Origin of the sequence: Paraburkholderia sp. CNPSo 3076 (assembly GCF_026343935.1) — a bacterium.
In the GTDB taxonomy this organism is placed as follows: domain Bacteria; phylum Pseudomonadota; class Gammaproteobacteria; order Burkholderiales; family Burkholderiaceae; genus Paraburkholderia; species Paraburkholderia nodosa.
Genome location: NZ_JAPMAL010000034.1, coordinates 18,833 through 41,751, shown reverse-complemented (window position 1 = coordinate 41,751; position 22,919 = coordinate 18,833). Strand labels below are relative to the sequence as shown.

Annotated in this window: 20 protein-coding genes and 1 pseudogene; 18 read left to right on the top strand and 3 right to left on the bottom strand. The window is 61.2% G+C overall.

All coding sequences use genetic code 11. The annotated features are described in order from the left end of the window. Positions 1–154: 154 nt before the first annotated feature. Positions 155–1,312: a hypothetical protein gene (locus M3A49_RS32750; RefSeq protein WP_266232668.1), complete on the top strand. Its 1,158-nt coding sequence runs from the start codon at positions 155–157 to the stop codon at positions 1,310–1,312. Positions 1,313–2,097: 785 nt separating this feature from the next. On the opposite strand, the gene M3A49_RS32745 is transcribed toward M3A49_RS32750, so the two are convergent. Beyond that, a complete protein-coding gene (locus tag M3A49_RS32745) occupies positions 2,098–2,574 on the bottom strand; it encodes a hypothetical protein (protein WP_266232667.1) in 477 nt (158 codons plus the stop codon). Between the two features lie 588 nt (positions 2,575–3,162). Then, complete coding sequence (locus M3A49_RS32740; RefSeq protein WP_266232666.1) at positions 3,163–3,873, bottom strand: hypothetical protein; 711 nt, start codon at positions 3,871–3,873, stop codon at positions 3,163–3,165. Between the two features lie 389 nt (positions 3,874–4,262). On the opposite strand from M3A49_RS32740, the pseudogene M3A49_RS32735 reads away from it, so the two are divergent. Continuing rightward, a pseudogene (locus tag M3A49_RS32735) lies at positions 4,263–4,484 on the top strand (IS110 family transposase); the annotation flags it as partial. Positions 4,485–4,816: 332 nt separating this feature from the next. After that, on the top strand, positions 4,817–5,398 hold the full coding sequence (locus tag M3A49_RS32730; protein ID WP_266232665.1) for a hypothetical protein: 582 nt from the start codon (positions 4,817–4,819) through the stop codon (positions 5,396–5,398). 358 nt (positions 5,399–5,756) lie between these two features. On the opposite strand, the gene M3A49_RS32725 is transcribed toward M3A49_RS32730, so the two are convergent. Then, positions 5,757–6,155 (bottom strand): helix-turn-helix domain-containing protein, encoded by a 399-nt coding sequence (locus tag M3A49_RS32725; RefSeq protein WP_266232664.1) that lies wholly within the window; start codon positions 6,153–6,155, stop codon positions 5,757–5,759. Positions 6,156–6,769: 614 nt separating this feature from the next. On the opposite strand from M3A49_RS32725, the gene M3A49_RS32720 reads away from it, so the two are divergent. From M3A49_RS32720 to M3A49_RS32650, 15 genes are all read left to right on the top strand, one after another. After that, on the top strand, positions 6,770–6,982 hold the full coding sequence (locus tag M3A49_RS32720; protein ID WP_266232663.1) for a hypothetical protein: 213 nt from the start codon (positions 6,770–6,772) through the stop codon (positions 6,980–6,982). A 3-nt stretch (positions 6,983–6,985) separates the two neighbouring features. Next, a complete protein-coding gene (locus M3A49_RS32715; RefSeq protein WP_266232662.1) occupies positions 6,986–7,279 on the top strand; it encodes a hypothetical protein in 294 nt (97 codons plus the stop codon). 37 nt (positions 7,280–7,316) lie between these two features. After that, positions 7,317–7,988, top strand: a complete 672-nt coding sequence (locus M3A49_RS32710; protein ID WP_266232661.1) for a lytic transglycosylase domain-containing protein — start codon at positions 7,317–7,319, stop codon at positions 7,986–7,988. A gap of 12 nt (positions 7,989–8,000) precedes the next feature. After that, complete coding sequence (locus tag M3A49_RS32705) at positions 8,001–8,345, top strand: hypothetical protein (RefSeq protein WP_266232660.1); 345 nt, start codon at positions 8,001–8,003, stop codon at positions 8,343–8,345. A 6-nt stretch (positions 8,346–8,351) separates the two neighbouring features. After that, positions 8,352–8,780, top strand: coding sequence for a VirB3 family type IV secretion system protein (locus M3A49_RS32700; protein ID WP_266232659.1), 429 nt, complete (start codon positions 8,352–8,354; stop codon positions 8,778–8,780). A gap of 192 nt (positions 8,781–8,972) precedes the next feature. Beyond that, positions 8,973–11,372, top strand: a complete 2,400-nt coding sequence (locus tag M3A49_RS32695; RefSeq protein ID WP_266232658.1) for a transporter — start codon at positions 8,973–8,975, stop codon at positions 11,370–11,372. Positions 11,373–11,582: 210 nt separating this feature from the next. Beyond that, the gene (locus M3A49_RS32690) at positions 11,583–12,233 is read left to right on the top strand and encodes a type IV secretion system protein (RefSeq protein ID WP_266232657.1); all 651 of its coding nucleotides are present in this window, start codon (positions 11,583–11,585) and stop codon (positions 12,231–12,233) included. A 14-nt stretch (positions 12,234–12,247) separates the two neighbouring features. Then, the gene (locus M3A49_RS32685; RefSeq protein ID WP_266232656.1) at positions 12,248–13,180 is read left to right on the top strand and encodes a type IV secretion system protein; all 933 of its coding nucleotides are present in this window, start codon (positions 12,248–12,250) and stop codon (positions 13,178–13,180) included. Positions 13,181–13,202: 22 nt separating this feature from the next. Continuing rightward, the gene (locus tag M3A49_RS32680; RefSeq protein ID WP_266232655.1) at positions 13,203–13,562 is read left to right on the top strand and encodes a hypothetical protein; all 360 of its coding nucleotides are present in this window, start codon (positions 13,203–13,205) and stop codon (positions 13,560–13,562) included. 184 nt (positions 13,563–13,746) lie between these two features. Continuing rightward, entirely contained in the window at positions 13,747–14,649 is a 903-nt protein-coding gene (locus M3A49_RS32675; protein ID WP_266232654.1) for a virB8 family protein, read from the top strand. Next, positions 14,646–15,482, top strand: coding sequence for a TrbG/VirB9 family P-type conjugative transfer protein (locus M3A49_RS32670; protein WP_266232653.1), 837 nt, complete (start codon positions 14,646–14,648; stop codon positions 15,480–15,482). The genes M3A49_RS32675 and M3A49_RS32670 overlap by 4 nt, the downstream gene beginning before the upstream one ends. Next, positions 15,475–16,683, top strand: coding sequence for a type IV secretion system protein VirB10 (gene virB10 / locus M3A49_RS32665; protein WP_266232652.1), 1,209 nt, complete (start codon positions 15,475–15,477; stop codon positions 16,681–16,683). The genes M3A49_RS32670 and virB10 overlap by 8 nt, the downstream gene beginning before the upstream one ends. A 21-nt stretch (positions 16,684–16,704) precedes the next feature. Continuing rightward, a complete protein-coding gene (locus tag M3A49_RS32660) occupies positions 16,705–17,856 on the top strand; it encodes an ATPase, T2SS/T4P/T4SS family (RefSeq protein ID WP_133189215.1) in 1,152 nt (383 codons plus the stop codon). Positions 17,857–17,953: 97 nt separating this feature from the next. Beyond that, the gene (locus M3A49_RS32655) at positions 17,954–20,275 is read left to right on the top strand and encodes a type IV secretory system conjugative DNA transfer family protein (protein ID WP_266232651.1); all 2,322 of its coding nucleotides are present in this window, start codon (positions 17,954–17,956) and stop codon (positions 20,273–20,275) included. Beyond that, positions 20,268–22,886 (top strand): DUF5710 domain-containing protein, encoded by a 2,619-nt coding sequence (locus M3A49_RS32650; protein WP_266232650.1) that lies wholly within the window; start codon positions 20,268–20,270, stop codon positions 22,884–22,886. Before M3A49_RS32655 ends, M3A49_RS32650 begins: the two co-directional genes overlap by 8 nt. Positions 22,887–22,919: the final 33 nt, after the last annotated feature.

The window sequence follows — 22,919 nt, the reverse complement described above, 5'->3', positions numbered from 1 at the left end:
TGAGGACTGGGTCCTAAGCTACCTACCCGATATCTGGCGCCAACCAGTCATCGAGTTCTGTACATAACCGGGCAGGCTTTGTACAGCACCGAGTGTAGCCGATCCCCCTGGTCAGTCAAGCGTTTTCGAATCCATTCTTGGAAATGGACTGGCTATGGCTATCGCGCGCGTACTCGGTACGGCTGGCGAGGGACAAACACACCCTTCGCAAGCAGATCTCTCCACTGACAACGTCAACCTCCCTTGGGTCATCCTCCGGGCGACGCATCGGGCCGCTCGGCTCGACGGCGTACCGGCGCGCGCACGTGCGGTTCTGGCCGCCCTCGCCCGCACCGTCGATGCCGACAAACCCTTCGGTGAGATCTTTGCTCGTCGCACGCTCTTGACCGAACGCGCAATGCAATCCGAGCGCACGTTTTATCGCAGCCTCACGGACCTGGAGACCGCTGGGCTGATCGACCGTCGCCCGCAGCGCCGTTACGTCGAAGCGGGTCTGTTCGGACGCGCGTATCTGTATCTGACGGAAAAAGCTGCGGTGTTGCTCGGACTCGTGGACGCACCCGCCGCTGAAGCCGAAACACAGCCTACCGAAGCAACTGCCCAGTCCGAGAAAGAATTTAAGCAGCCGTATGACAGTGTGGCAGACGGTGCTAATACTAAGGATCTTATCCCTACATCTTTTCAAAAGAGACAACCGGGGGAGTTTTCCACAAACAAAGCCGGACAACCGCCGCAAGACCTGCAGCGTTTGCGGTCGCTCGGCTTCACGGATTTCCTGATCTTCAAGCTCATGCGCCAAGCCCGTGAAGCTGGGAAATTGCTTTCCGAGGTCGTCGAGGTTTGCTGGGAACCGCTGCGCAAGGCAACGTACCCGATCAGCTACCTGCGAGCACTGCTCGCAAGCCCGACCGACTTCGGCCACCAACTGCGCGCCCGTTCCGCCGAACAAGCGGCTGTCCGAGATGCCGCTCAGGCGAAGCAAGGCGCTGCACGCGAACTCACGCAACTAGATGGCCAGACGTTCGAGGACGCTAGCGGCATGCAGCGCTACGTCGTCAGCGAGGGTGGGGCGTGTTTGACCGTCTATCGCTCAGGTGAGGACGTCGCCCGACGCCTCGGCGGAGAATGGGCTGTAGAGTTCGCGGATTTGATTAAGCGGGGTCAGATCAAACGAATTGGCTTTGCCTCTCCGGTTCCGCGCGCTCCGGTCTCCGCAAAGACCGACGAGTCGCCGCGGCAGCTCACGCGCGACGTGGCGACACATCTCGCCGCTCTCAAAGCGCTCTGTGGCTCGCGCGTGAAACACGCCTAAGGTTTCTTACACATCGATCTAACCCTTGCCGGATAGGCGTTTGAGCGGATTTCATCGGCATTGTTTCACGGGATGTGCGTCGTTTTGGAAGTCACGACCCCACAGACCGTAAACGGGAACGTGCTGGAGGTAGCAAACAGCTGCCGAAGTACGCTTCTGTAGTACGCATCACGTATTTCGTAATGAACGACACCAATACATGATCAAAATCGACGAGAGCACGGAGGGTCGGTGGCCAAAGACCGGACTTTGATACTGGAGGAAGTCCGCATACGGTTCGATCGAGCCTTGCGCAGCGACTACCGAGGAGTGGCCGATTTGGTTTCGTGGGCACCGGATCTCTCTTACCGACGACCGATTTCAAGCGCGCCACGGATCTCATTGCAGAGGCCTTCGCCACACGGCCAAGCCCAAACAACGTCGTGCGACTCGCAATCAATCAAAGCCCGCGTCGCTGGCACCAACCCCCGACATCACAACCATGGTTCTCAGCAGAGGACACCTCGGCGCGAGAGCCAGAAGTCGCGATGGTGTTGCGCACTGGAGAGCGCAGCTTATTCCTGAGTTTCGTTGAGTTACTCCGCACACGCATCAGCGAGCCAGCCAACCTCTCTTCGCAGAGTTACCCATCGTTTTGCCGACGCGCGAGGACGGCTCAGCAGTGATGACATGCACCATCGCATTGGATCGAACGCAGAGCACTGGATTTGGAAAATGCGGTCTAACGTGGCTGAGGGACTGGCTGCGTCCGGCATTCTTTGACGACTCGATCTACGGAGCGATGGTCACCGTTCCCGACTTACGCCTTGGAGGAATGACTTATCGAGCGTCCTCGCTCGGATCACGGCCTCGACTTTACTCTGATCGAGTTTCGCCTCTTCCAGCGTCTCGCTTAGCGCCTTTAGTTTGGCCGTGTCAGCGGCGGGATCGGGTTTCTTCTTACCGGTGACCAGTCCCGTGATGTAGCCGACGGCTTTGCGAATCAGACTGAGCAAGAATTCAAGGGTTTTCGTGATACGCGCACCGATCGCATTGAAGATGTTCTCGGTGGCGATTCGCAAGTGCGCGGACTCGGTGCCGGCAGCATAGTACGCCTCCAACAAACGGTTGTCGCCCAACGGCGCGTAAGCTTCGGCGGCGGTCTGAAGCGTCAGGCGGACATCCGCATGCAAAAGAGACGCGAGGCTATGAAGGTGTGCGAGATTATCGGAGAGTAGTTCCAGTGCCAAACAATCATTGGCGAGATCAAACGTGGGTTGCATGGTGTTACCAAAGGAGGCTTGGTGGAAGTGAAAGCATGTCGGCGCTTACTGCTTTGGCCGAGTAGTACTCGGCACGCGTGAGCGCCCGCGCGGTCGGACTTCCAGGACGAGTCGTGGTTTTCGGTCGGACCTTCGAGCGCCCAATACCCCGAGCCGAGAAAGATGATCTTGGAGAAGCGGATGCCGCCGGGATGGGTGACCTCGGCATACAGTTCCATATCTGAAACCGGGCGGTTTGTGGTCCTTCAACGCAGCGTCGATGTACCGGATATCTTCCTTGATGTCTTCGTGCTGGTCCTCTGGCAGCGTTCTGAGCTTCTGCCGCTCCACCAGCTGGTAGCGAATGCGCTGCAGTCGGATCTTCGGATCTTCGGATCTTCGGACGGTCGTAGGTCGCGTCGAGATGACTGTCCGAAGCGATCATGATCAGACTCAGAAAACCCGCATAGAGCGAAAACGCGGGAAGCGTGCGGAGCAGTGCAACGCTCAGGGTCAGCGTGTCGAGCTTGAGGCCTTCGACCATCACAAAGCTCGGCAACGACCGGGTACTGATGCCCCACGACGACTTGTAGAGCTTGTCCAGCGAGGTCACGAGATAGCGCCCCGCGCCATGACGCGTCGCGTACTGTTCCGCGAGGAACTAGTAGCTGTTTTCGTCGTAGATGTCACTCCCCAGCTCCGAGCGGCTCTCGCGCACAACGTTCGACAAGAGGACGGCTTCGATGACCCGTTTATCAGTGCTGTTCTCCAGCTCCTCGCAGCGAAGTCCTTGAGTTTGAGTGCTTCACGGGCCGCGAGCAGGATCACCGTACGATCCTTCTGTGTGTCAGCGGTGTCCAGTGCCCGCGCAATGCCAGCCAGCACCTGGTTGGTCGTAGCGGTGCGGGAGATGAACTCAAAATAGACAAACACGCGACCGATCTCGTGCAGCGTGATCGACGCGAGCTCTTCAGCGGAGAATCCGCGGTCCACCAACAGATCGACCGGCATGTAGATCGTCGGTTCGACCTCAGCGAATGCGCCCGACACCATACCGGTCGCGATAGTCACGGTACCCGCACCACGGGAGCCGGCGCCCTTGATGATCTTCAGGCCATCCTTCGACATGGTCCACTGGCGCCGCATTGCGTTGAGCATGGGGTGGTTGCGATCGACCTTGGGGAAGCTGACCGACGGACCCTCGAAGCCAAGATCAAACGAGATCTTCAGTTTCGTGTGGGTCTCGACGATCTTCGAGAGCATCTGTTGCGGAGACTCTGGATCGGTCCCGTCCGCCGTCTCGATCGTTTTGTACCCCATCTTGCGATGGTCGCGTACGCCCCGGTCAGGGCGTCAAACAAAAAACGGTCTTGGAAGTCGTTAGATTCCAGGCGAGCTTGGCGTGTCGAGCGCATTTTATTTTTCCTAACCGGGTCCTAAGACGAATAGAAAACCCACGCGTGGGCAATAGTTTGAAAGGTCATATGATTGACCAACCCACACACACGAACCGGCATGCAAAACGAAACGACGACAAAAGAGGTGCGTGGGTTGAGTGCAAATTAGTCGTGTAGCGATGGATGTGGCGACGCTCTTCATATTCTCTTATTCCTTGCTTTCTTTGGAAATTAATTAAGGAATACGAAATAAATGCGACTTCAACCCTGCGGAAGCTTACTGCGATTGCGGGCGATCGATGCGTTATCTGTTTTGCGAAACTTAAACCGTGTCTCGTTGCAATGGATGCCTGCGGCGCCGCGCACTACTGGGCACGCGAACTCCGCGCTCTCGGACATGACGTGCGCCTGATTCCACCCCAGTTTGTCGCCCCGTACAGGGCGGCGCTCATGTAAAAAAACGACGCCCTCGATGCCGAAGCGATCTGCGAAGCCGCAAGTAGCCCCTCCATGCGTTTTGTGCCGTTAAGGTCACGCGTGGGCTTTCACATGGGACGAGCTGGCTGAGTTCGGAAAATTTCGAATTGCTCGCACTCCTAATGGTTGCGCATTACGATCCGAGCCATGCACGCCCGACAAAATGCGTCTATCAGTCGCTTACTATGCGCCGTGCATTGATCTAGTCGATTTGCCGCCCGCCACTCTGAACCAGACCGCAAGGAAACTTCTTGCCGACTGACTACCGAACGACTGTCATCAATGTTTCCGAGTGTAACCGAGATGGCATGCTCAGAGGGAGGTGCAGTATTTTCATACGAAATGTTGTGGCGTAACAGGACAAGTCATCGGATCAGGATATTCTGGACATGTCTACAACGATTGAAGATCGCCTTATCGTGCTTCTAAATAAGCAAGCACGGCTTGGGCAAACGGAAGGTGGCCTGCGGCGCGGAGCGCTCCGGCGAGTCGTCGATTCGTTTACCGAATTGATTCAAATTCCGGAGCTAGGGCGAGGCCCTTTTGAGCGGCTGACTGAGTACACTGGAGTTTCCATGCAACGGTGGCGCAAGGTATTTCACCGACGCCAACGACCAACGCCGGATATGATCGAGGCACTGGCGCGCCTTTTCCCACACTATGCATTCTGGTTGGCGAGGGGAATTACGGATGCGACTAACGGCCATGTCACGCCGGAGAATGCGCAAACGTTCCCGGAGCGCCTGCATGTCGAGTCAGACGCTGCCAATCAACACTTCCGTCGCTCGCTTGTCCTGTTTCGTCGCTTGTTTCAGGAAGCGGGAGTCGATCCGCAAGGCGATCGCTCCCGCATGTACGCGGCAGAACGTACAAGACGTGAAAAACCTGCGGCCGACCTCTGCAAAAAGCGGGGGCGGGCAGACCCGTCGCGCAGCATCCGGGCACTTAGAAGCCAGGGCAGCGGGGCGTAGCACAAGTTCCCATAAAAAACTAGAGTATTTGGGCATCTTGACGTTGTCACGGTGTTTCGGCGAAAGTGTCACTGCAGTGCCAGTTGATCGCTAGGCCGCCCGAGTGAAGCGAGAAATTCTGAAGAGGGGCGGATGAATAGCAATGTTGGCTCGCAGTTCCGACTTCCGCGCGAGCCAAACGACTGGCTGACTGAGCACGCGCGGTATGAGTCGCGTTCCAAAAACGCGCAATTAATTGTCGAGCGGCGGGAACGGCGTGCGGAGATGACAGAGAGCGGGGCCTGCACGCGGTATCGCAGGCGCCTGTGGATGCAATTAAGCGGGCAGCAGTGTTGAATCACGCAACCGGTTGAGATTGTCAGGAAATGAGGCTGATTGCCTTTCGCACGATCAGCGGATCTACCTGCCCAGTTTCTGAGGACGCTTGATAGACGAGTGCGAACAGCTTGGCCTTCTTCTCAACATCCACAGGAATACCTGTGGCAGAGATGCTGGCTTCGATGGTCGCAAACACCTTTTGTAGCAATTGCTCATCCACCGCTCCGTAGCGCGCAGCTCGTTTCCCGGTTAGCAAATAGGCGACATCCACGCCGTGCTCGATTAGCGTCATCAGATAGCCAGCATCCGGATAGCGCTGTTCTTTTTCGTAGGCAGATTGAGTCTTGCGGTTGATGCCTGTCCACTCGGCGATGTTTCCCTGAGTGAATCCGAGCCGATCACGCTCTTCGGCTAGGCGCGAACCAAACGTTAATGGCATTTAAATTGGTCTTTTGTGTTGTGTATGGGACAAAAATGTCCCATACTGGAAGAAATTCATCTCATCGGACCAGTATACGGGCCACCCATGGTACTGAAAACAGTGGAAGACGAACAATCTGGCAAGGAATTCCGTGCTTAGCGGCCCAGCTCGAAACGGAAAGACCACACGTAACTCAACGCTGCGGTCTTGCTAGATCTCAAGGACGGGGTTGTGACGTCTAAAGGAGATAGCTAACGGGCTGAGCGTACTAACGTTTTTTGTGGGAGGTTTCGCCAAATCAATAAGCATAACTAAGTTATATGCATTGCATTGAAATGGTTTGTCAAATCGGTCAGTTTCCGCATTAGCAATAGCGAAAACGCGCTCATCTGGACCTGTTACACGAGGCTTTGATCAGTACCATATTATTCAACGGTGTACAACGTTAGCATTCCTGAATGATTAATGAGAGAGGTGGACGCTGTCGATGCTCAAATCGAGATCCTGCGCGCAGCGAGACACCGTGCGGCAGCTTCGTCCGCGCGCGTGGGGCGGGGTCGGAGGGATAGCCACATGGGCACGACGGGCTCGCAGCATGCAAGTGGGGTCTGGCCACATCGGAGGGCATCGTAATGGGCAGGGTTTTCGGGTGGATCCGAAAGGGTGCGTGCGCACTGCTGTTGTTCGTGGGCGCAACATCGTTACTTGGCACAGCGTACTGGATGGTGGAGCGGCACTCGTCGTTGCGCGAGCTCATGGCGGTGGCCATCGTGGGTCTGGGCTGGACCGCGATCGGCTGCGTGGCGTACAGACGCGGCTGGCCGCGTGACAACCGGGAGTGGTAAACCATGCGCGGCCTCTTTAGACATCCCCTTGCGAAACCCGTTGAAACGGGCCTGTTGCAGCTGGGCGTGCTCGCCGATTGGGGCTGCCGCGGTCTGGGACGGCTTCTCGAACACTACGTACGCTGGGTCGTCCAACGGATGCAGGGGCTGTCGCTATCGGCCATTGTTCCGGCCGCTCTCGACCTGGGCGTGGGCAGTACGGCTGCAATGCGGGTGACACCCCAGTTGCCTGCGGTCGCGGTTGCCGTCGCCGAAGGCGTCGCGCATCGGCTCAGGCGCGACCGAGACGTCGCATGAAAACCCACCTCGCGTTTGGGCCCGCAACGGAGCGGTCATGATGCCAGTCGACTTCGCGATGCTCGCGCAGCAATGCGCCCCGGCCGTCTATCCGACCACCCTGCAGGCGCTTGTCAAGGTGGAATCCGGCTTCAATCCCTTCGCCATCGGCGTGGTCGGCGGCCACCTGGTGCGCCAACCGCGCAACCGCGACGAGGCGGTGGCGACCGTGCGCGCGCTTGAGGCGGCTGGCTGGAACTACAGCATGGGCCTGGCCCAGGTCAATCGCGCGAACCTGCGGGTCTATGGCCTTACCCCTGAAACCGCGTTCGATCCGTGCGCAAACCTGCGCGCGGGCGGCGCCATCCTCACCGACTGCTACACCCGCGCGGCTGCCGGCGGACGCGTGCCGCAGGATGCCGTGCGTGCGGCGCTTAGCTGCTACTACAGCGGCAATTTCACGCGCGGCTTCAACCCGGATGTGGGTGGCACGAGTTATGTGCAGCGGGTGGCGGCGAACGTCCCCGATAGCGAAGCCAGCGCTGCTGTCGTGCCGCCCATCGCCGTCGTACCGGAGGGCAAGGCACCCGTTGTGCACACGGCATCGCGCGCAGCAGTGCACCCGGCCCGTGTGCGGCGGGCCGATGACTCAGTGAGCACCGACCGCGGGGCCGACCACGCCCAACAGGTCAATCACCATCCAGCCTGGGACGCCCTGGGCGATTTTTAACGGAGCAGGCAGATGAAGAAGATTCTTCTCGAATCCTTGACCGGCCGTGCCGCAGCTTTGGTGCGTTTGCGTGGCAGGAATGTCGGGCGCATCGGCGCCGTGGTCATGTCGATGGCCGCCCGCGGAGCCCGGGCGGGCGGTGGCCTGGCAGCGGGCACGTCGGCGGCCAACACCTTCACGCTCTGGTTTTACGGATTCTGTGGCGTGATGGCCGGCTCGTATCTGCTGTGGGTTGGGGTTCAGTGCTGGTCCAACAAGGCCGACTGGATCCACGACTTTGGTGGCGGCATCGCGAAGGTGGCCGGCGTGGGTTCGGCACTCGTGCTCGCGGGCTGGGCGTTCGGACTCTTCGCCTGAATCACTATGGAAGACGAACGCACGCTGTACCCCTCTTACGCAGGCCTGAACCGCACCGCGATGATCGGCGGCGTGCCGATGTTTCCGGCGCTGATCATCGGCTGCACATCGCTGATCACCAGTATGGTCGGTGGCTTCGTGCTCGGTCCCGGCGGTCTGTTGATCGGCTCGGCTGGCGTGCCCGTCTTCCTGTTTTTCCGGCATGTCTGCGAGACAGATGACCTGGCACTGCGCCTGACGTGGCTGGAATTTCGCTGCTGGCTGGACCGCCGTCGTGTGTCGGTATTCGGCAGGACATACACGCTCGCACCGATGCGGTATGGCCGCGACCTGAACGTGTACACCCGCTCGTTTTCGCGCGGCCGGGACCTTGAGCGCTTCGAGGCGCTGCGTCAGCGCCTGCTTGCGCAGGCAGAGGAGGACGAAGATGAATGACCGCAAGCCTGCGCACAATCCTGCGCTGTCAACAGATGGCGCTGCCAGTGCGTGCACGCCTATTGTGGGCTACGCCATGACGGCTGGGGCTCCCGGTTCGGGCAAGACAATGTATAACGTGTTTCGCCGGCTCGCGGAGGAGCGCCGTCGCATTTGCGGCGCGGACGACATGCCGTACGCGGGAGACGAAGCATGCGCGTGACCAACGAACTGAACCGGCTTGTTACGTCCGCGGAGGACAAGCTGCCGCGCATCGGCCGTCCGGTGTCGGAAACGGTGACGAGCGTCGACAACGGCGGCGCCTTCCTGGTGATGCGCGTGAACGGCGTGCCGTTCGAATCGGTGAGCCGTGGCGAGATCGAAGCACGCTACGACGGCTGGAACCGTCAGCTGGCAGCGATGACGCTGGAGAAAGGCAATCGCCTGTCGCTGTGGACCACGTTTCGCCGCCGTCGCATCTCGTTCGGCGACGAGTACCGTTTCTGCAATCCGTTCATCCAGCAGGCCGTCGACAAATACCTGCAGCGTTTCCGCAGGCACGATCATTTCGAGAACAGTTTCTACATCACCGCGATCCTGCAGGGCGACGACCTGGACGAGACGGTGCGCGAGCTCGAGGAGCTGGGCGAGGGGCTGATGAAGGCTCTCGTTGCCTACGATCCTCAACTGCTCGAAACATACGGGCACAACGGCATCCTGTTCTCGGAGGCGTATCAGTTCATTGGCGAGCTCGTGAACGGCGTCGATGAGCGTGTGCCGGTCACGCACGCAACCGGACGCGACCTGATCCAGACGTCGCACCTGCACTTCCACTACGACACGGTTGAGATCCGCACCGATCGCTCAACCCGGTTCGCGGTCTGCTACGACCTGAAGGATTTTCCGAAGGCCGGCTGGGGGCAGACGAATCCGCTGCTGTCGCTGCCCGTCGAATTCACCCTCACGCAGAGCCTGGGCTGTCTGAGCACTGCCGAAGCGATGAAGGCGATCGAAGACCAGATCAATCACCTGAGGTCGGTCGAAGACAAGGCGAAGCACCAGATCAGGGAACTGGAGGATGCGGTGGCGCTGATCGCCGGTCGCGATCTCGCATTCGGCGACTATCACGGTGCACTTGTCGTGTACGGCGACACGCCGGAGAAGGCAATCAGTAACGGCGCGTACGTAACGAGCCGCGCGCTGAACGATTGCGGCTTCAAGTTCGTGAAGGCGACGGCATCGGCACCGTTCACGTACATGAGCCAGGTGCCGGGATTCAGGACGAAGCCGCGGCCGATGCCGAAGTCGACCCGCAGCCTAGCATCGTCGTTCTCGATGCATACCTATTCAGCCGGCAAGGCCCGCGGCAATCCGCTCGGCGACGGCTCGGCCCTCATGCCAGTGCAGACCGTCGCGAAAAGCTTGTTCAGCTTGAACTGTCACGCTTCGCGGCTGGATGAGGACAGCGTGGGCGAGAAGGTTGCCGGCCACACGCTGATTCTCGGCTCGACCGGCACGGGCAAGACCACCCTCGAGACGATGCTGCTCGCCTTCCTCGAGCGGTTCGACCCGAAGATCTTCGCGCTCGATCTCGATCAGGGTCTGCGGATCTTCCTCGAGGAGATGGGCGCTGTCTACTACACGCTGCGCGAAGGCGAGCCGACCGGTCTCGCGCCGTTCGGCCTGCCCGAGACGAAGCGCAACCTCGCGCACCTTTACGACCTGGTGGGTGCCTGCTGCCGCGACGAGAACGGCAAGCTCAGTGCAGACGACCAGCGGCAGATCAAGCACGCGGTCGACACGGTCATGAAGCTGGAGAACATCGAGCACAGAACCTTCAGCCGCCTGCTCGAGTCGATTCCGGATACGGGCGACGAGAACGGCCTGTGGGTCCGTCTGAGCCAGTGGTGTGGTGCAACTAACGGTCGATTCTCGTGGGCGCTGGACAACGTACCGGATGCGTTGACGAACATTGCCGAGGTGCGCCGGATCGGTTTCGACGTCACTGACTTCCTGAAGAAAGACTATGCCGCCACGGAGCCGGTGCTTGCACACCTGCTGTACCTCAAGGACCAGATGCAAAAGAGGGGCGGACTGCTCGCAACCGTGATTGCCGAATTCTGGCTGCCGGCCAGCTACCCCACCACGCAGGAGCTGATCCGCAAGTCGCTCAAGACGGGTCGCAAGGCAGACGAATTCCTGATCCTGGATTCGCAGTCGCCGGAGGATGCAATCCAGTGTCCGGTGTTCGCCGAGATCCGCGACCTGACGGCGACAAAGATCTATCTGCCGAACCCGGACGCGACGCGCGACGGTTACAAGCTCCTGAACCTGACCGACCGCGAATTCGACACGCTCAAAAGGCTGTCGAAGGAGTCTCGCACGTTCCTGATCAAGCAGAGCAACCAGTCGGCGTTTGCAACACTGGACCTGGGCGGCATGAACGACGAGATCGCGGTGCTTTCCAGCAGTCTGGACAACGTTGCGATCTGGGAAGAATGCACGCGCGACGCACATGGCGACACGGACCTGCGAATGCAGCTGTTCCAGGCACGCCGCAAGGGCAAACGCGATCGCAAGCACGAGGCCGAACTTGTTGAGGAAACCGAATGACGACGACACACGATCTTCACCTTTCGTCTGCGATCGAGCCAGCGACGCGCGAACAGCTCAAGGAACGGCTGGACGAGCACGACCGGCGCTGGCCTCAGAGAGTGGGCGCCGAGCGCGTTTTGCTTGTGGTTTGCTCGACTGGCTGCGCGGGACTGAAGACTGTATTGCGATGGTTTGCCGACAACTGCAGTTCAGCTTGGGAGCGTGACGATGAAAAGCATTCGCAATTTGACGGGCGCTGCGTTGATCGCGGGCACGTTCTCGATGCAGGCAGCGCACGCGCAGGGTGTCCCGGTGATCGACCTGCAGGCGATCGCGCAGGCGATCTCGACCGTCAAGCAGCTGGAGCAGCAATACAGCCTGCTCTCGGACCAGTACCAGTCGACGATCGGCAATCGCGGCCTCGGAAACATCTTCAATGACCCGACGTTGCGCAACTACCTGCCGGATCAGTGGCAGTCGGTCTACGACGAAGTGAAGAGCGGGCAGTTGAACGGAATCAGCGGCCTCGCCAGCACTATCGAGAGCCAGGAGGGGATGACCGCGTACACGCCCGGCCAGCAACGTCTGAACGATACCCTGGCCGCCAACAAGGCAATGGCGATGCGCTCGTATCAGGCGTCGATTGACCGATTGACGAACATCCAGCAGCTGATGCAGCAGTCGAACCTCACGCAGGATCCGGCGGCGAAGGCCGATTTGCAAAACCGGTGGGCGGCAGAGAACTCGTCGATCAACGCGGAAAAGATGCGCCTCGATCTCGCGACGCGACTTCAGGATGCGGAGAAGGATTTCGCGCAACAGGCTGCCCATAGCGACATGCAGCAAAGACTGAACGGCGACGAAAACGCCGATCAATAACGCGGAGTGCGACCATGCAACTGCAGATCTTTACTGAAATGTTCAACTCGTTCGACCAGAACGTGCTGAACACGATCAATACCGGCTCGGCCCGGATGATTTCACTGATCAGTCCGCTCGTCGCTGCCTGCTTTAGTCTCTATGTCCTGCTCGTACTCGTGTCGTACTGGCGTGGCCACAACGACAGCCCGATATCCGACTTCTTGCTGAAGATGGCAGGGTGGGCGGCTGTGCTCACGCTCGGGATGAATATCAGCTACTACAGCGAGTACGTCGTTCCATTCTTCAATGGCCTCGGGGACGATCTAAGTAGTGCCTTGATGGGTGGCAACAGCCTGAGTAGTGGGCTCGATACGCTGTTGAATCTCTATATCTCCGCAATCAAGGCAATGTACGCGGGACTGACGTGGAGCGATGTCGGCCTCTATATCGAAGTTTCAGTACTTGCAATCTGCATCCTGCTGGTCGGCGTGCCGTTTCTCGCGATTGCAGCGGCATACATCATCCTCGCGAAGTTCGCTCTTGGATTGCTGCTCGCGCTCGGGCCGGCCTTCGTTGTAGCGGCACTTTTCCCGGCGACGCGCCAGTTCTTCCAGAACTGGGTCGGACAGTGTCTGAACTATGGCCTGCTCGTCGCACTATTCGGTGCAACAGGCGCGATCGAGGTGAGTTTCATGACCTCTGTACTGCCGAAGACATTCGACGTGCATAACGTGATGCTGACCTATGCAATTGAAGGAAAGATCATCGGGGCGGGGCTTGTGTTCATCGTGGTGTCGTTGAGCATGCCGTCACTCGCATCGCAACTTGCCGGTGGCGTGGGCATCTCCTCGATGGTTGGTAAGCTCGGTAACGCGGCCAGCGCAGCCATGAGGGCGATGAGGCTGACAGGCGGGCGCGCAAGTGGGGCATCATCGGCGCCTACCAACTCGATTGGCCGCGTGTGATCTTACATACCAGGAGATGTCCATGAGGGAATTTCGATCTGCGAAGGCGGCAGTAGTGGTCGTCGTGGCGTTGGCGCAATTTGGATGCGGCAAGGGCAATGATGGTGATCAGTACATCGGCAAGTGGGCGCGCGTTAGTGGTCAGGACTATAAAGATATCGTCATTAGCAGAAATGGGAGCGGAAATGATTTTTATGTTTCGCATCGGGAAGATCAGTACAACGACGATGGAAACAAGGTCGGAACGGTAATGCGCCAACAACCGGCCACGATTGTAGATGGGAAGATGATTGTTAGTTCCAGCATTCAATATGCAATGACGATCGATAAGTCGAATGGACATCTCGTTACACCTGGCTCCGAATTCGAGCGCGAGAAATAAGCGGCAGTCTATCCGCCGGAGCGATCAGAGACGGCGGACAGTCCACCCGATCGGAGATTGACGTGAAAATCATCGTCCTGCTTTGCTGCGCCGCGCTCCTTGCTGCGTGCTCGTCGGCACCAAAGCCAACGCAACCGGAGGGGCCGTGGATGCCTGTCAACCATGCGACACAGGGGAGTGCGCGATGAAGTGGATGTCGTGGAAGCCGGCGCGGGCGCAGGCTGAGCCAGTCGCAGTTGCCGTCGACGGCAGTTGCGCGACCGCGCTGCAGCACATTGCGGCGAAACTCGCCGACGCCGATCCACGCGAGATGGCGCGGATGTATTTCAGGGAAGCGCTCTCGTTCGAGAAGTCCCGGCAGCAGCTGCAGGAAAACATGACCAAGATTGCATGGCGCGTTGCGGGCGGGGCCATGTTTGTCGCACTTATTTCTATTCTTGGCTCGTCAGCTTTAGTACAACTAAAGAGGCCGTCACCACCGGTGATCATCAAGGACAACACCGCGACCGGCGACGTGCAGGTGATTGATGTCGCGCACAGCGGATCCGTGACGTTCGGTGAACTCGAGGTGCGGGCAGCACTGCGCACGTATGTGAAGCTGCGTGAGAAATACGACTGGTACACGATCCAGGATGCGTACGACACCGTGACGCTGATGAACTCGCCACGCGAGCAGGCGTTGTACGCGGCGCTCTACAACCGCAAGAACTCGCCGCAAAACGTGCTCACCGACAAATATCGCGTGATCGTGCGCCCAGGTGCGATTACGTTCGTTGGATCGACAGCGCAGGTGTTCTTCTCGAAGACGATGATTTCTTTGTCGTCGCAGGGTGGCTCGACGCCAGCACCACCTAAAACCGAATACTGGGTCGCGACGATCACCTACGAGATAGGCGATCTGCCGACCCGCAGCGACGAACAGGAGCTCAATCCAACGGGCTTTCGTGTCACCAGCTACTCGGTCGACCGCGACTGGACGCGCAGCACCGCAGACGGCGCGACACCGATGCCGTCGGCGGCCACATCGTCCCAGTCGGCACCGTCAAGTATGTCCTTGAGCGCACCGGCCGGAGGGGCCAACCCATGACCATCCGGTTCCCGAAAGCGCTTACTGCAGCGTCGATCGCTGCCGCGCTATTCGGTATGTCGCTACCGGCTGTCGCCGAAGTCGTGCCCGGTGCGTGCGGCAGTGACCGGCACATTGCGTGCGCCGTGTATGACCCGAATGAGACGTACCGGATCGCCTATCGCCCGGGCGAGGCGACTGTCCTCGTCTTCGAGAAAGGCGAAAAGATCGACGGCGGCGGCATGGGCGACGGTAAGGCATGGACGGCCGGCCCAGCCGGCAACGGCTTTTTCTTCAAGCCGAAGGCACCGCAGGCGGCCACCAACCTGATTCTGCTCACGAACAGACGTCGCTATGTGCTTAAGCTGGTCCCGGTCAGGAGGCACGAGGAAGCAGTCTGGTCGCTGACCTTCGATTATCCGGACACGCGTGCAAAGGCGTCGGCGGCGGCCGCGGTGCGCTCGGCCGAAGCGCGGGCACTGCTGGCGCAGACCGTCAGCACGCCTGGCGTGGGCAACTTCAATTACGACATGCATGGCGACACGACACTCGCGCCAACGGCGCTGTGGGATGACGGCCGCTTTACCTACTTCGAGTTCAGTACGAGCCGCGACCTGCCGCAGATCTATCGCGTGTACGGGGACGGCAAGGAAGCGCTCGTCAATCCTGATGACGTGCGCGGCCCCGTGCTCGTGGTGCACGACACGGCGCAGCGCTTCAACCTGCGCCTGGGGGACGCCGTGCTCGGCATTCGCAACAATGCATACCGGCCAGACGGCCAGCTGAACCCGACAGGCACGACGATTCCGGGCACGGTGCGGCTTGTGAAGCAAAAGGAGGCGGGCGGTGAGTGACGATATCAATCTGAACGGTCCGAACCTGGCGAACCCGACACCGGTCGACGCCGCCGGCATAGGCGAGCGCGGGGTGCCGGGTGTTGGCCGCACGAAGCGCAGGAGCCCGTTCCGGATGCTACCGATCGTCATTGGGATGGTGCTGATCCTGCTGTTCGGCGCGATCGCAGTGGGTGTCGCGATCAAACGGTGGTCGGCGCAGCATCACGCCGAGTCCGAGGCGGCAAGGGCGGAAGCGGCAAAGGACAAGCCGTCAGATGACCGGCACGACTTTGCGCGCGACAAGGCAAAGATCGAAAAGCAGCGGGCAGAGGAAGCGGCGATGGCGTCGGAAGCGGCTGCAGCTAGCGCGGCGCTTGCTACACCTGCGCATGCGAACGTAGCCAGTGCAGTGAGTGGAAACGGCGCCGCTGCAGCGACGGCGGCCAGCGCGGTCGAGACGCCGGCGCAACGCAAGCTCGATGGCGACGTGCTGCTCACATCTAAGGATGAGAGGACGTCCGACGCGGCAGCCCCTGGTGGCACGCCCGGGTTGACCGGTTCGCATGCCGGATTCGCGAAGGATGGACTGGACAGCAAGCTGCAGCCGTCGAAGCTGGAAACGGTGAAGGCGGAACTGATGCCGTCGCGAGACTTCCTGCTGATTGCTGGGACGACGATCCCGTGCGTGCAGAGTGCGGAGATCGTGACCGACTACCCGGGCATGACCACCTGCCACGTGGCGAAAGATGTGTACTCGGCGAACGGCACGGTGCTGCTGGTCGAGCGTGGCTCTGAGGTCGTGGGCGAGCAGCGGCAGGCGCTGATGCAGGGTCAGGCGCGGATCTTCGTGATCTGGACGCGGCTGACGACGCCTGACGGCGTAAAGGTGCAACTCGATTCGCCGGCGGCCGATGCGCTCGGCGGCAGTGGCCTGCCGGCCTACGTCGACAACCACTTCTGGACGCGGTTTGGCGGCGCCATGATGGTCAGCCTGATCAGCGATGCCGGTCAGGCGCTGTCGACACTGGCCGCGAACTCGGGCAGTAGTGGCATCCAGTTTAACAACACCACGAATGCCGGTGGTGAGGTAGCGGCCGAAGCGCTGCGCAACACCATCAACGTGCCGCCGACCGCGTATTCGCAGTACGGGTCGATGACGACAATCTTCGTTGCGCGCGATGTGGACTTCTCCGACGTGTACGAACTGGTGACGCCTTGATTCACTTAATTCGGAATGCTTATGAGTATGCAATACGACGACAGTCTTACGGTACGCAGTCACCTCAAGACACTCGGCATCGCCGCAATGCTGGCGATGCCCGGCGTCACCGAGTTTGCGATTAACCGGCCTTATGAAGGCTGGACCGAAACGCTCGACGGCTGGCAGCGCCATGATCTTCCGAATGCGTCGCTGGAAATGCTGAACCAGTTCGCACCGGCGCTGGCCATCTACAACAAGGCGAAGCCACCGCTGTCGGCGGCCGAGCCGGAGAAGCCGGTGCGCCTGCCTGACGGCGAGCGCGGCCAGATCGTGATTCCACCGGCGTGCGAGCCGGGCACTGTGTCGCTGACAATTCGCGTGCCGAATACAACGCGCCTTTCGGTACAGCAGTGGTCGGACGCCGGACGGTTCGCCAGGTTCCGTGATGTGGTCCGGGGCGCACCCGGCGGTAGTAGCGCAATGACGCCGGGCGAGATCGATGCTGCGGCGGCACGGGCAGGCTCAGAGGGCATGGACGTCAGTCGTGCCACTGCGGTGTTCAATCCGTCCCGGGCGCTGGGCGCCAATGGCCTGGCGCGCTTCCAGCATGAGATGCTCGACGCGCTCGCGCAGCGCGATGTCGTGCGGTTTCTGAAGCTGGCCATCCTGAACCGGCTGAACATCGTGCTCGTGGGCGGCACGGGCTCCGGCAAGACCACGCTGATGAAGGCGCTGGCCGACCTGATCCCGATCATTCCGCGCGAGGCGCGTCTGGCGACGATCGAGGATACCCACGAGCTGCCGTTGCCACTGCATCGAAATCACGTTCACCTCTTCTACAGCGAGGCGATTCCAGCGCGACGCCTGGTGAAGGCGACGTTGCGCATGAAGTTCGATCGCGTGCTGCTTGCGGAGTTGCGTGGCGACGAAACCTGGGACTACCTGACGCTGCTCAACACCGGACACCAGGGCGGGTTGACGACGGTGCACGCGAACGACTCGATCGCGACACTCACGCGCATCGCCACGCTGGTCAAGCAAAGCCCGGTCGGCCAGACGCTCCCGTTCGATTACCTGATGCGCGAGATCCGCACGACGGTCGACGTCGTGCTGTTCATGGAGAACCGCGATCTAACGGAAATCTGGTTCGATCCGGCGACGAAAAACAGGCTGCTGCGAGGTGATGCATGAGAGCGCGACCGAACGATTTCGCCATTGGTGACAGTGGCAGGCAAACCGGCCGGGAACCCCAGGAGCGGCAGACGCACGCGGCAGTGGGAGCGTCAGCATGAAAGCCCGTCTCTTTGTTGGCGGCCTGCTTGGCCTTGTGTCCGGCGCAGTCGTGTTCGCCGTCGGCCGTCTGCTTCATCTCGACGCGATCAGCGATCCTGTCGAAATGGGGGCCGTGATTGCTCTCGTCGTCGTGACGTGCGCGTTGTGGGGCGTGTGTGCGAGCGCCGTGCTGCTAAAAAACGCGACGCTTGCCGACCGGATCATCGCGGCCGGTCTGCTCGCACTGGTGGTTCTGATCGGTCTCGCTGCGGCCGGCCAGTACGTCGGCGCGATGCTGTTTGCGAAGCTGGAAAAGTTGCCGGACTCCGCAATCGGGCTGTGGACGCTGCACGACTACTGGCGCGCCTTTGGCGACGTGAAGGCGGTGAAACGCTCGCTGCAAATGGCGACAGCGGCATCGGTCATCGTACCGCTTGTGCCGGTAGCGGCGATCGTCGCGGCGCTGGTCATGAAGCCGAAGCGCGAACTGCATGGCGATGCCCGCTTCGCCTACGGCTACGAGGTTCGGCGGTACGGCCTGCTCGATGAGGCTAACGGGCGCGGTCGAAACAGGGGCGGCCGCAAGGGCGATCACCGCGACCCGTCGATCATCGTCGGGCGGTACAAGGGCAAGTACCTGACGTTCCGCGGAACGGAGTTCGTGATGGTTGCTGCGCGAACGCGTTCACGCAAAGGTGCAGCCATTGTGATCCCGAATCTGCTCACCTTTCCGGATTCGGTGGTCGTACTCGATGTGAAGGGAGAGAACTACGACCTAACGTCGCGTTACCGGCAGGCCTGCGGCCAGCAGGTGTTTCGCTGGGCGCCATTTGATCAGACTGGCTACACGCACCGCTGGAATCCGCTTTTCAGGATTGCGAAGAGTGCATCCTTTGTGCGGGTCGGTCGCTTGCAGGCGATCGCAGCGCGCCTGTATCACACGACCGACGGTCGCAACAAGTTCTTCTATGAGCAGGCGAGTGACCTGTTCATGGGCCTCGCGCTCTACCTGATGGAGATGACGGGTGACTGTACGTTCGGACAGGTGTTGCGGCTCGCGACCACGCCCGACAGGAAAGTGCGTGAGCACCTGTCGGACCTGATGCAGCACGAGCCGCAGAAGGGGGTGCCGCTGTCGGGCGATTGCCTGGGCGCGCTCTCGCGCGTGCTGGCCTCGCCCGACGAGACGATGCTGAACATTGTTGCAACGTTTAACGCCGGTCTGCGCCTGTTCAGCAACCCGATCGTCGACCAGGCGACGAGCGCATGCGACTTCGAGCTCGACCGCGTGCGGCGCGAGCTGATGTCGATCTACGTTGTGCTGCCGGTGCGTGAGCTTGCCGTCGCGAGCCTGCTCGGCAACCTGTTCTACACGCAGTGGATCGAGGACAACCTCGACGTGCTGCCAGGCGACGATCCGGCCATCAAATATCAGTGTCTTGGCGTGGGGGACGAATTTACTGCGCTCGGTCGCATCGAGGTACTCGACAAGGGCAACGCGTTCATCGCGGGCTACTGGATTCGCCTGCTCACGATCCTGCAGTCGAAGGCGCAGCTGGAGCCGAACGATCTGTACGGGCCGGCCGGGGCGCGCACACTGATCACCAACCACGCAGTGCTGGTGGCGTATGCGCCGGGCAATCAGCAGGATGCAAAGGAACTGTCCGAGACGCTGGGGACGTTCACCGAGAAGGCAACCTCGAAAAGCCGTAATCACGGCCGCAACACGTCGACCGGCACGAACACGTCAGATCAGGGCCGCGCGTTGATGCTCGATCAGGAACTGAAGCGCATGGAGCAGGACCAGGAAATCGTGCTTGGTTTCCAGCGTCCGATCCTGTGCGAGAAGGCGACCTATTACGAGGATGACCTGTTTATCGACCGCATGCGCTCGGTCAGTCCGATGCTCGCTGCAATCAACAAGCGCCTGCCCACCGAAGACGAAATCAAGGCGGCCTGGCGTGCCGGTGAGCTGCGAGCGAACGGCATCCCGAGGCACAACCCGGAGACGTATCACGCGGCGCTGTCCGCGAGGGCCGCTGGCGAAATCCGACTTGCACGTCAGGCCGGTGCGAAGCCGCTGACCGCGGCCGAGCTTCTCGCGCTCGACCAACGCGCGCCCGGGCCACTCGCGACCGGCATGGCGCTCGCGGGCTTCGAGGCTGACCTGGCCGAGCTTGGCGTCGCGATGCGCGAGGACGTGCGCGAAATGCTCGCGGGCATCCGCATCGATTTCAACGTGGCAGGCGGGGATGACGCTGTCCAGGACCGGATTGAACCGGCGCTCGCGTCTGTCGCGCTGGCGGACAACGAGGCAAAGGAGGTATCACATGGCTGACCCGAACAGGCCGAAAGGCAAACGGACGTATCTGGACGTCCCGTTCAGGGAGAAGGATGCGGCGCACGATCTGGGCGCCAGGTTCGACCGGCGATCGAAAAAATGGTACGTGCCGGGCGGCACTGACGTTGGGCCGTTTGCGCGGTGGATTCCAGCGCATGAGCCGCAGGCAGGGCAGGCACCCGGAGCAGTGCGCGGGCAGCCGCAGACGCTGTTCGGCAGTGAAGCCGACATCGAGCGAGAAGCCGTGCGGCTGAGCGAGCTAATGGGTCAACCGCTCGATGAGTCCCGCGCCTTCGTGCGGGACTCCCTTCAGGCCGCCGCGGAAAGGGCGGCGCTGGAGGCACGGGACCGGTTGCGCGCGCAGGGTGCCTCTGCATTCGAGATGATTGACGGAGTGCGGGAAGCCGGTGTCCACGCGCGGCACCAGTACTTCGCCGACCGGCAGCATCTGTATGAACGGAGCGCGCGCGTTGGCCAGCAGGCTGCACAGCCGAAGTTTGACGACGCGGCGCTCGGCCGGCGCTTTCGCGAAATGATCCAGTCGATTACGACGGCGGTCACGCTGCGTGGCAACGAGGTCAACCATACGCTTGCACTTGAGCAGCGGCTGGAGTCGATCCATCGTGAAGCGTGGCGCAAGTCCGGCAACGCTGTTGATGGCGAGCGCGCGATTGGCGAGCAGATCCGCAACCGCACTGGTTTTGCGGCGGAGACCCTGCCGCCACGGGCAGCCAAAGCGCTGGCCAAACTTCGCGGTGAAGCGGGCTTGAGTCCGATGGAAATCGATGAGCGCACGCCTGCGAGCGATGTGACGGATTCCGACCCGGTGGACGACGCGCTTCCGGTTGACGGGTCAAGCGTCGCGCCGCAACACCGGCATCGCCATCGCGAGCCAGAGCGCAGTGACGGCATTGCCACCTTCGCGGACATCGCCGAAGCGTTCGAACCGGTGGCGGCGATGCCTGCGACCGGTAGTGAGCAGGAGGACAGAACGGACTGGTCGATGGTGGCGAAAGACCTGGCCGACTTTCGGGGGCTGACGGGGCGTATCAGGGAGGAGTTCGGGAAAGGCAAGACCGCGCCTGAAGTTGCCGCCGCGCTCGATCATGAGCTTGCGTTTCTGTCGCCCGCCGCCCGCGAGCCGTTCGTGACCCACGTGCGTGAAGCACTCGACAGGCAGGTCGATGCATCATCTGCGCAATCTCCAGCCTCGCAGGCGCAGCCGGACGTCAAGACGGATGGCGATGCGGTGACCTTTGCCGACGTCGGCGATGCAGCGGCAATCGACGACGCAATGCGGCTGCGTGGCATCACGGGAAACGCCGTGACCGGCAACGAGGACGTCGCTCGCCCGACTGTCAACGCGGCGGCGGCTAACGAACCTGTCGGTCAGCCCGGCCGCGCTGCGAACGATACGTCGATGGACGCACCGGCGGTGGCGGGCATGATCGACACGCAGATCCAGCGCACGCAGACGTCCGCGCAGAATGAAACGGACGCAAGAAATCCGGCGAACGATCCGGAGCGCCCGGCGTTTGACACCGTGTCGACTCAGGATCTGGAGCGCGTGCGCACGGTGCGCGACGGCGAGCGAGCGGCCGCCGAGCGGTTGCTTCGCGAACAGGGCAAGCCGATGCCAGGGCAGCACGCGGGCGACGCCGGTGCAGCGGCAGACGCGCACGAGGCTGGCGTTGCGGGTATCGCCGACAGCAGCGACAACCAGATCGGCGTCGATCCTGCCTCACGCAAGCCGGTCGTGACGAAAGACGGCTACGACGTGCCCGCCCATATCGCGGCGCGCTACATGGTGAAGGATGGCCGGTTCTGGAAGCTCGATGGCATGGAGGCCGGGTTGGGTACGTCGTCGGGCGCGCAGCGGGATCCGACAGCGACCACGCAGCCGCACTTCGAGGATGTCGGGGCACGCCTGAACTCCCGGCAGAACGATCGCTCAACGATTGCCGACATGATGGCAGTAGCGAAGGCCAAGAACTGGGATTCGATCGTGGTGCGCGGCAGCGAAACGTTCCGCCGCAACGCGTGGATCGAAGCGTCCCTCGCGGGTGTGGATGTAAAGGGCTTCAGGCCCGCCGAGAGCGACGAGGCATTGCTCGAGGCCGTGAAGCGTGAACGTGCTGCGCTGACGATCAAGGCCGGAAGGTCGCCGACGCCGGATGTCGCGCAGAAGACGAACCCGGCGAAGGAGAATCCAGCGGCCGCGCCGTCAAACCCAAAACCGGAAGCGGCAGCCAGCGCAGCGCGTTTCTCGCCTGCAGCGGACATGGCGGCAACGCCCACGCCTGAAGCACTCAAAACCGTCGCGCAGTTGCGCGAAGTCCTTGAAAAGTCACTTGAGCGGGCACCCGCGCGCATGCGTGCCGAGGTGATTCGCCGGTTCGATGCCCGCATGCAGGCGGGCACGGAGATCGAGGCCCGGATTGCGCGCGGCGAACTGGGTCGTGACGCCGGCCCGGCCGAGATCGACAGGCGCGCGGCCGAGCTGCATGCGGCGTGGACGGCACCGAAGGCCGCGCCTGCCCAGGCCCCGTCGAACAGCCCGACGCCCGCGCAAGCGCAGACAGGCGGCCTGGCACCGAAGGTGATGTAAGTGGCGGCGCTCCAAATCTTGATGAGGATTTCG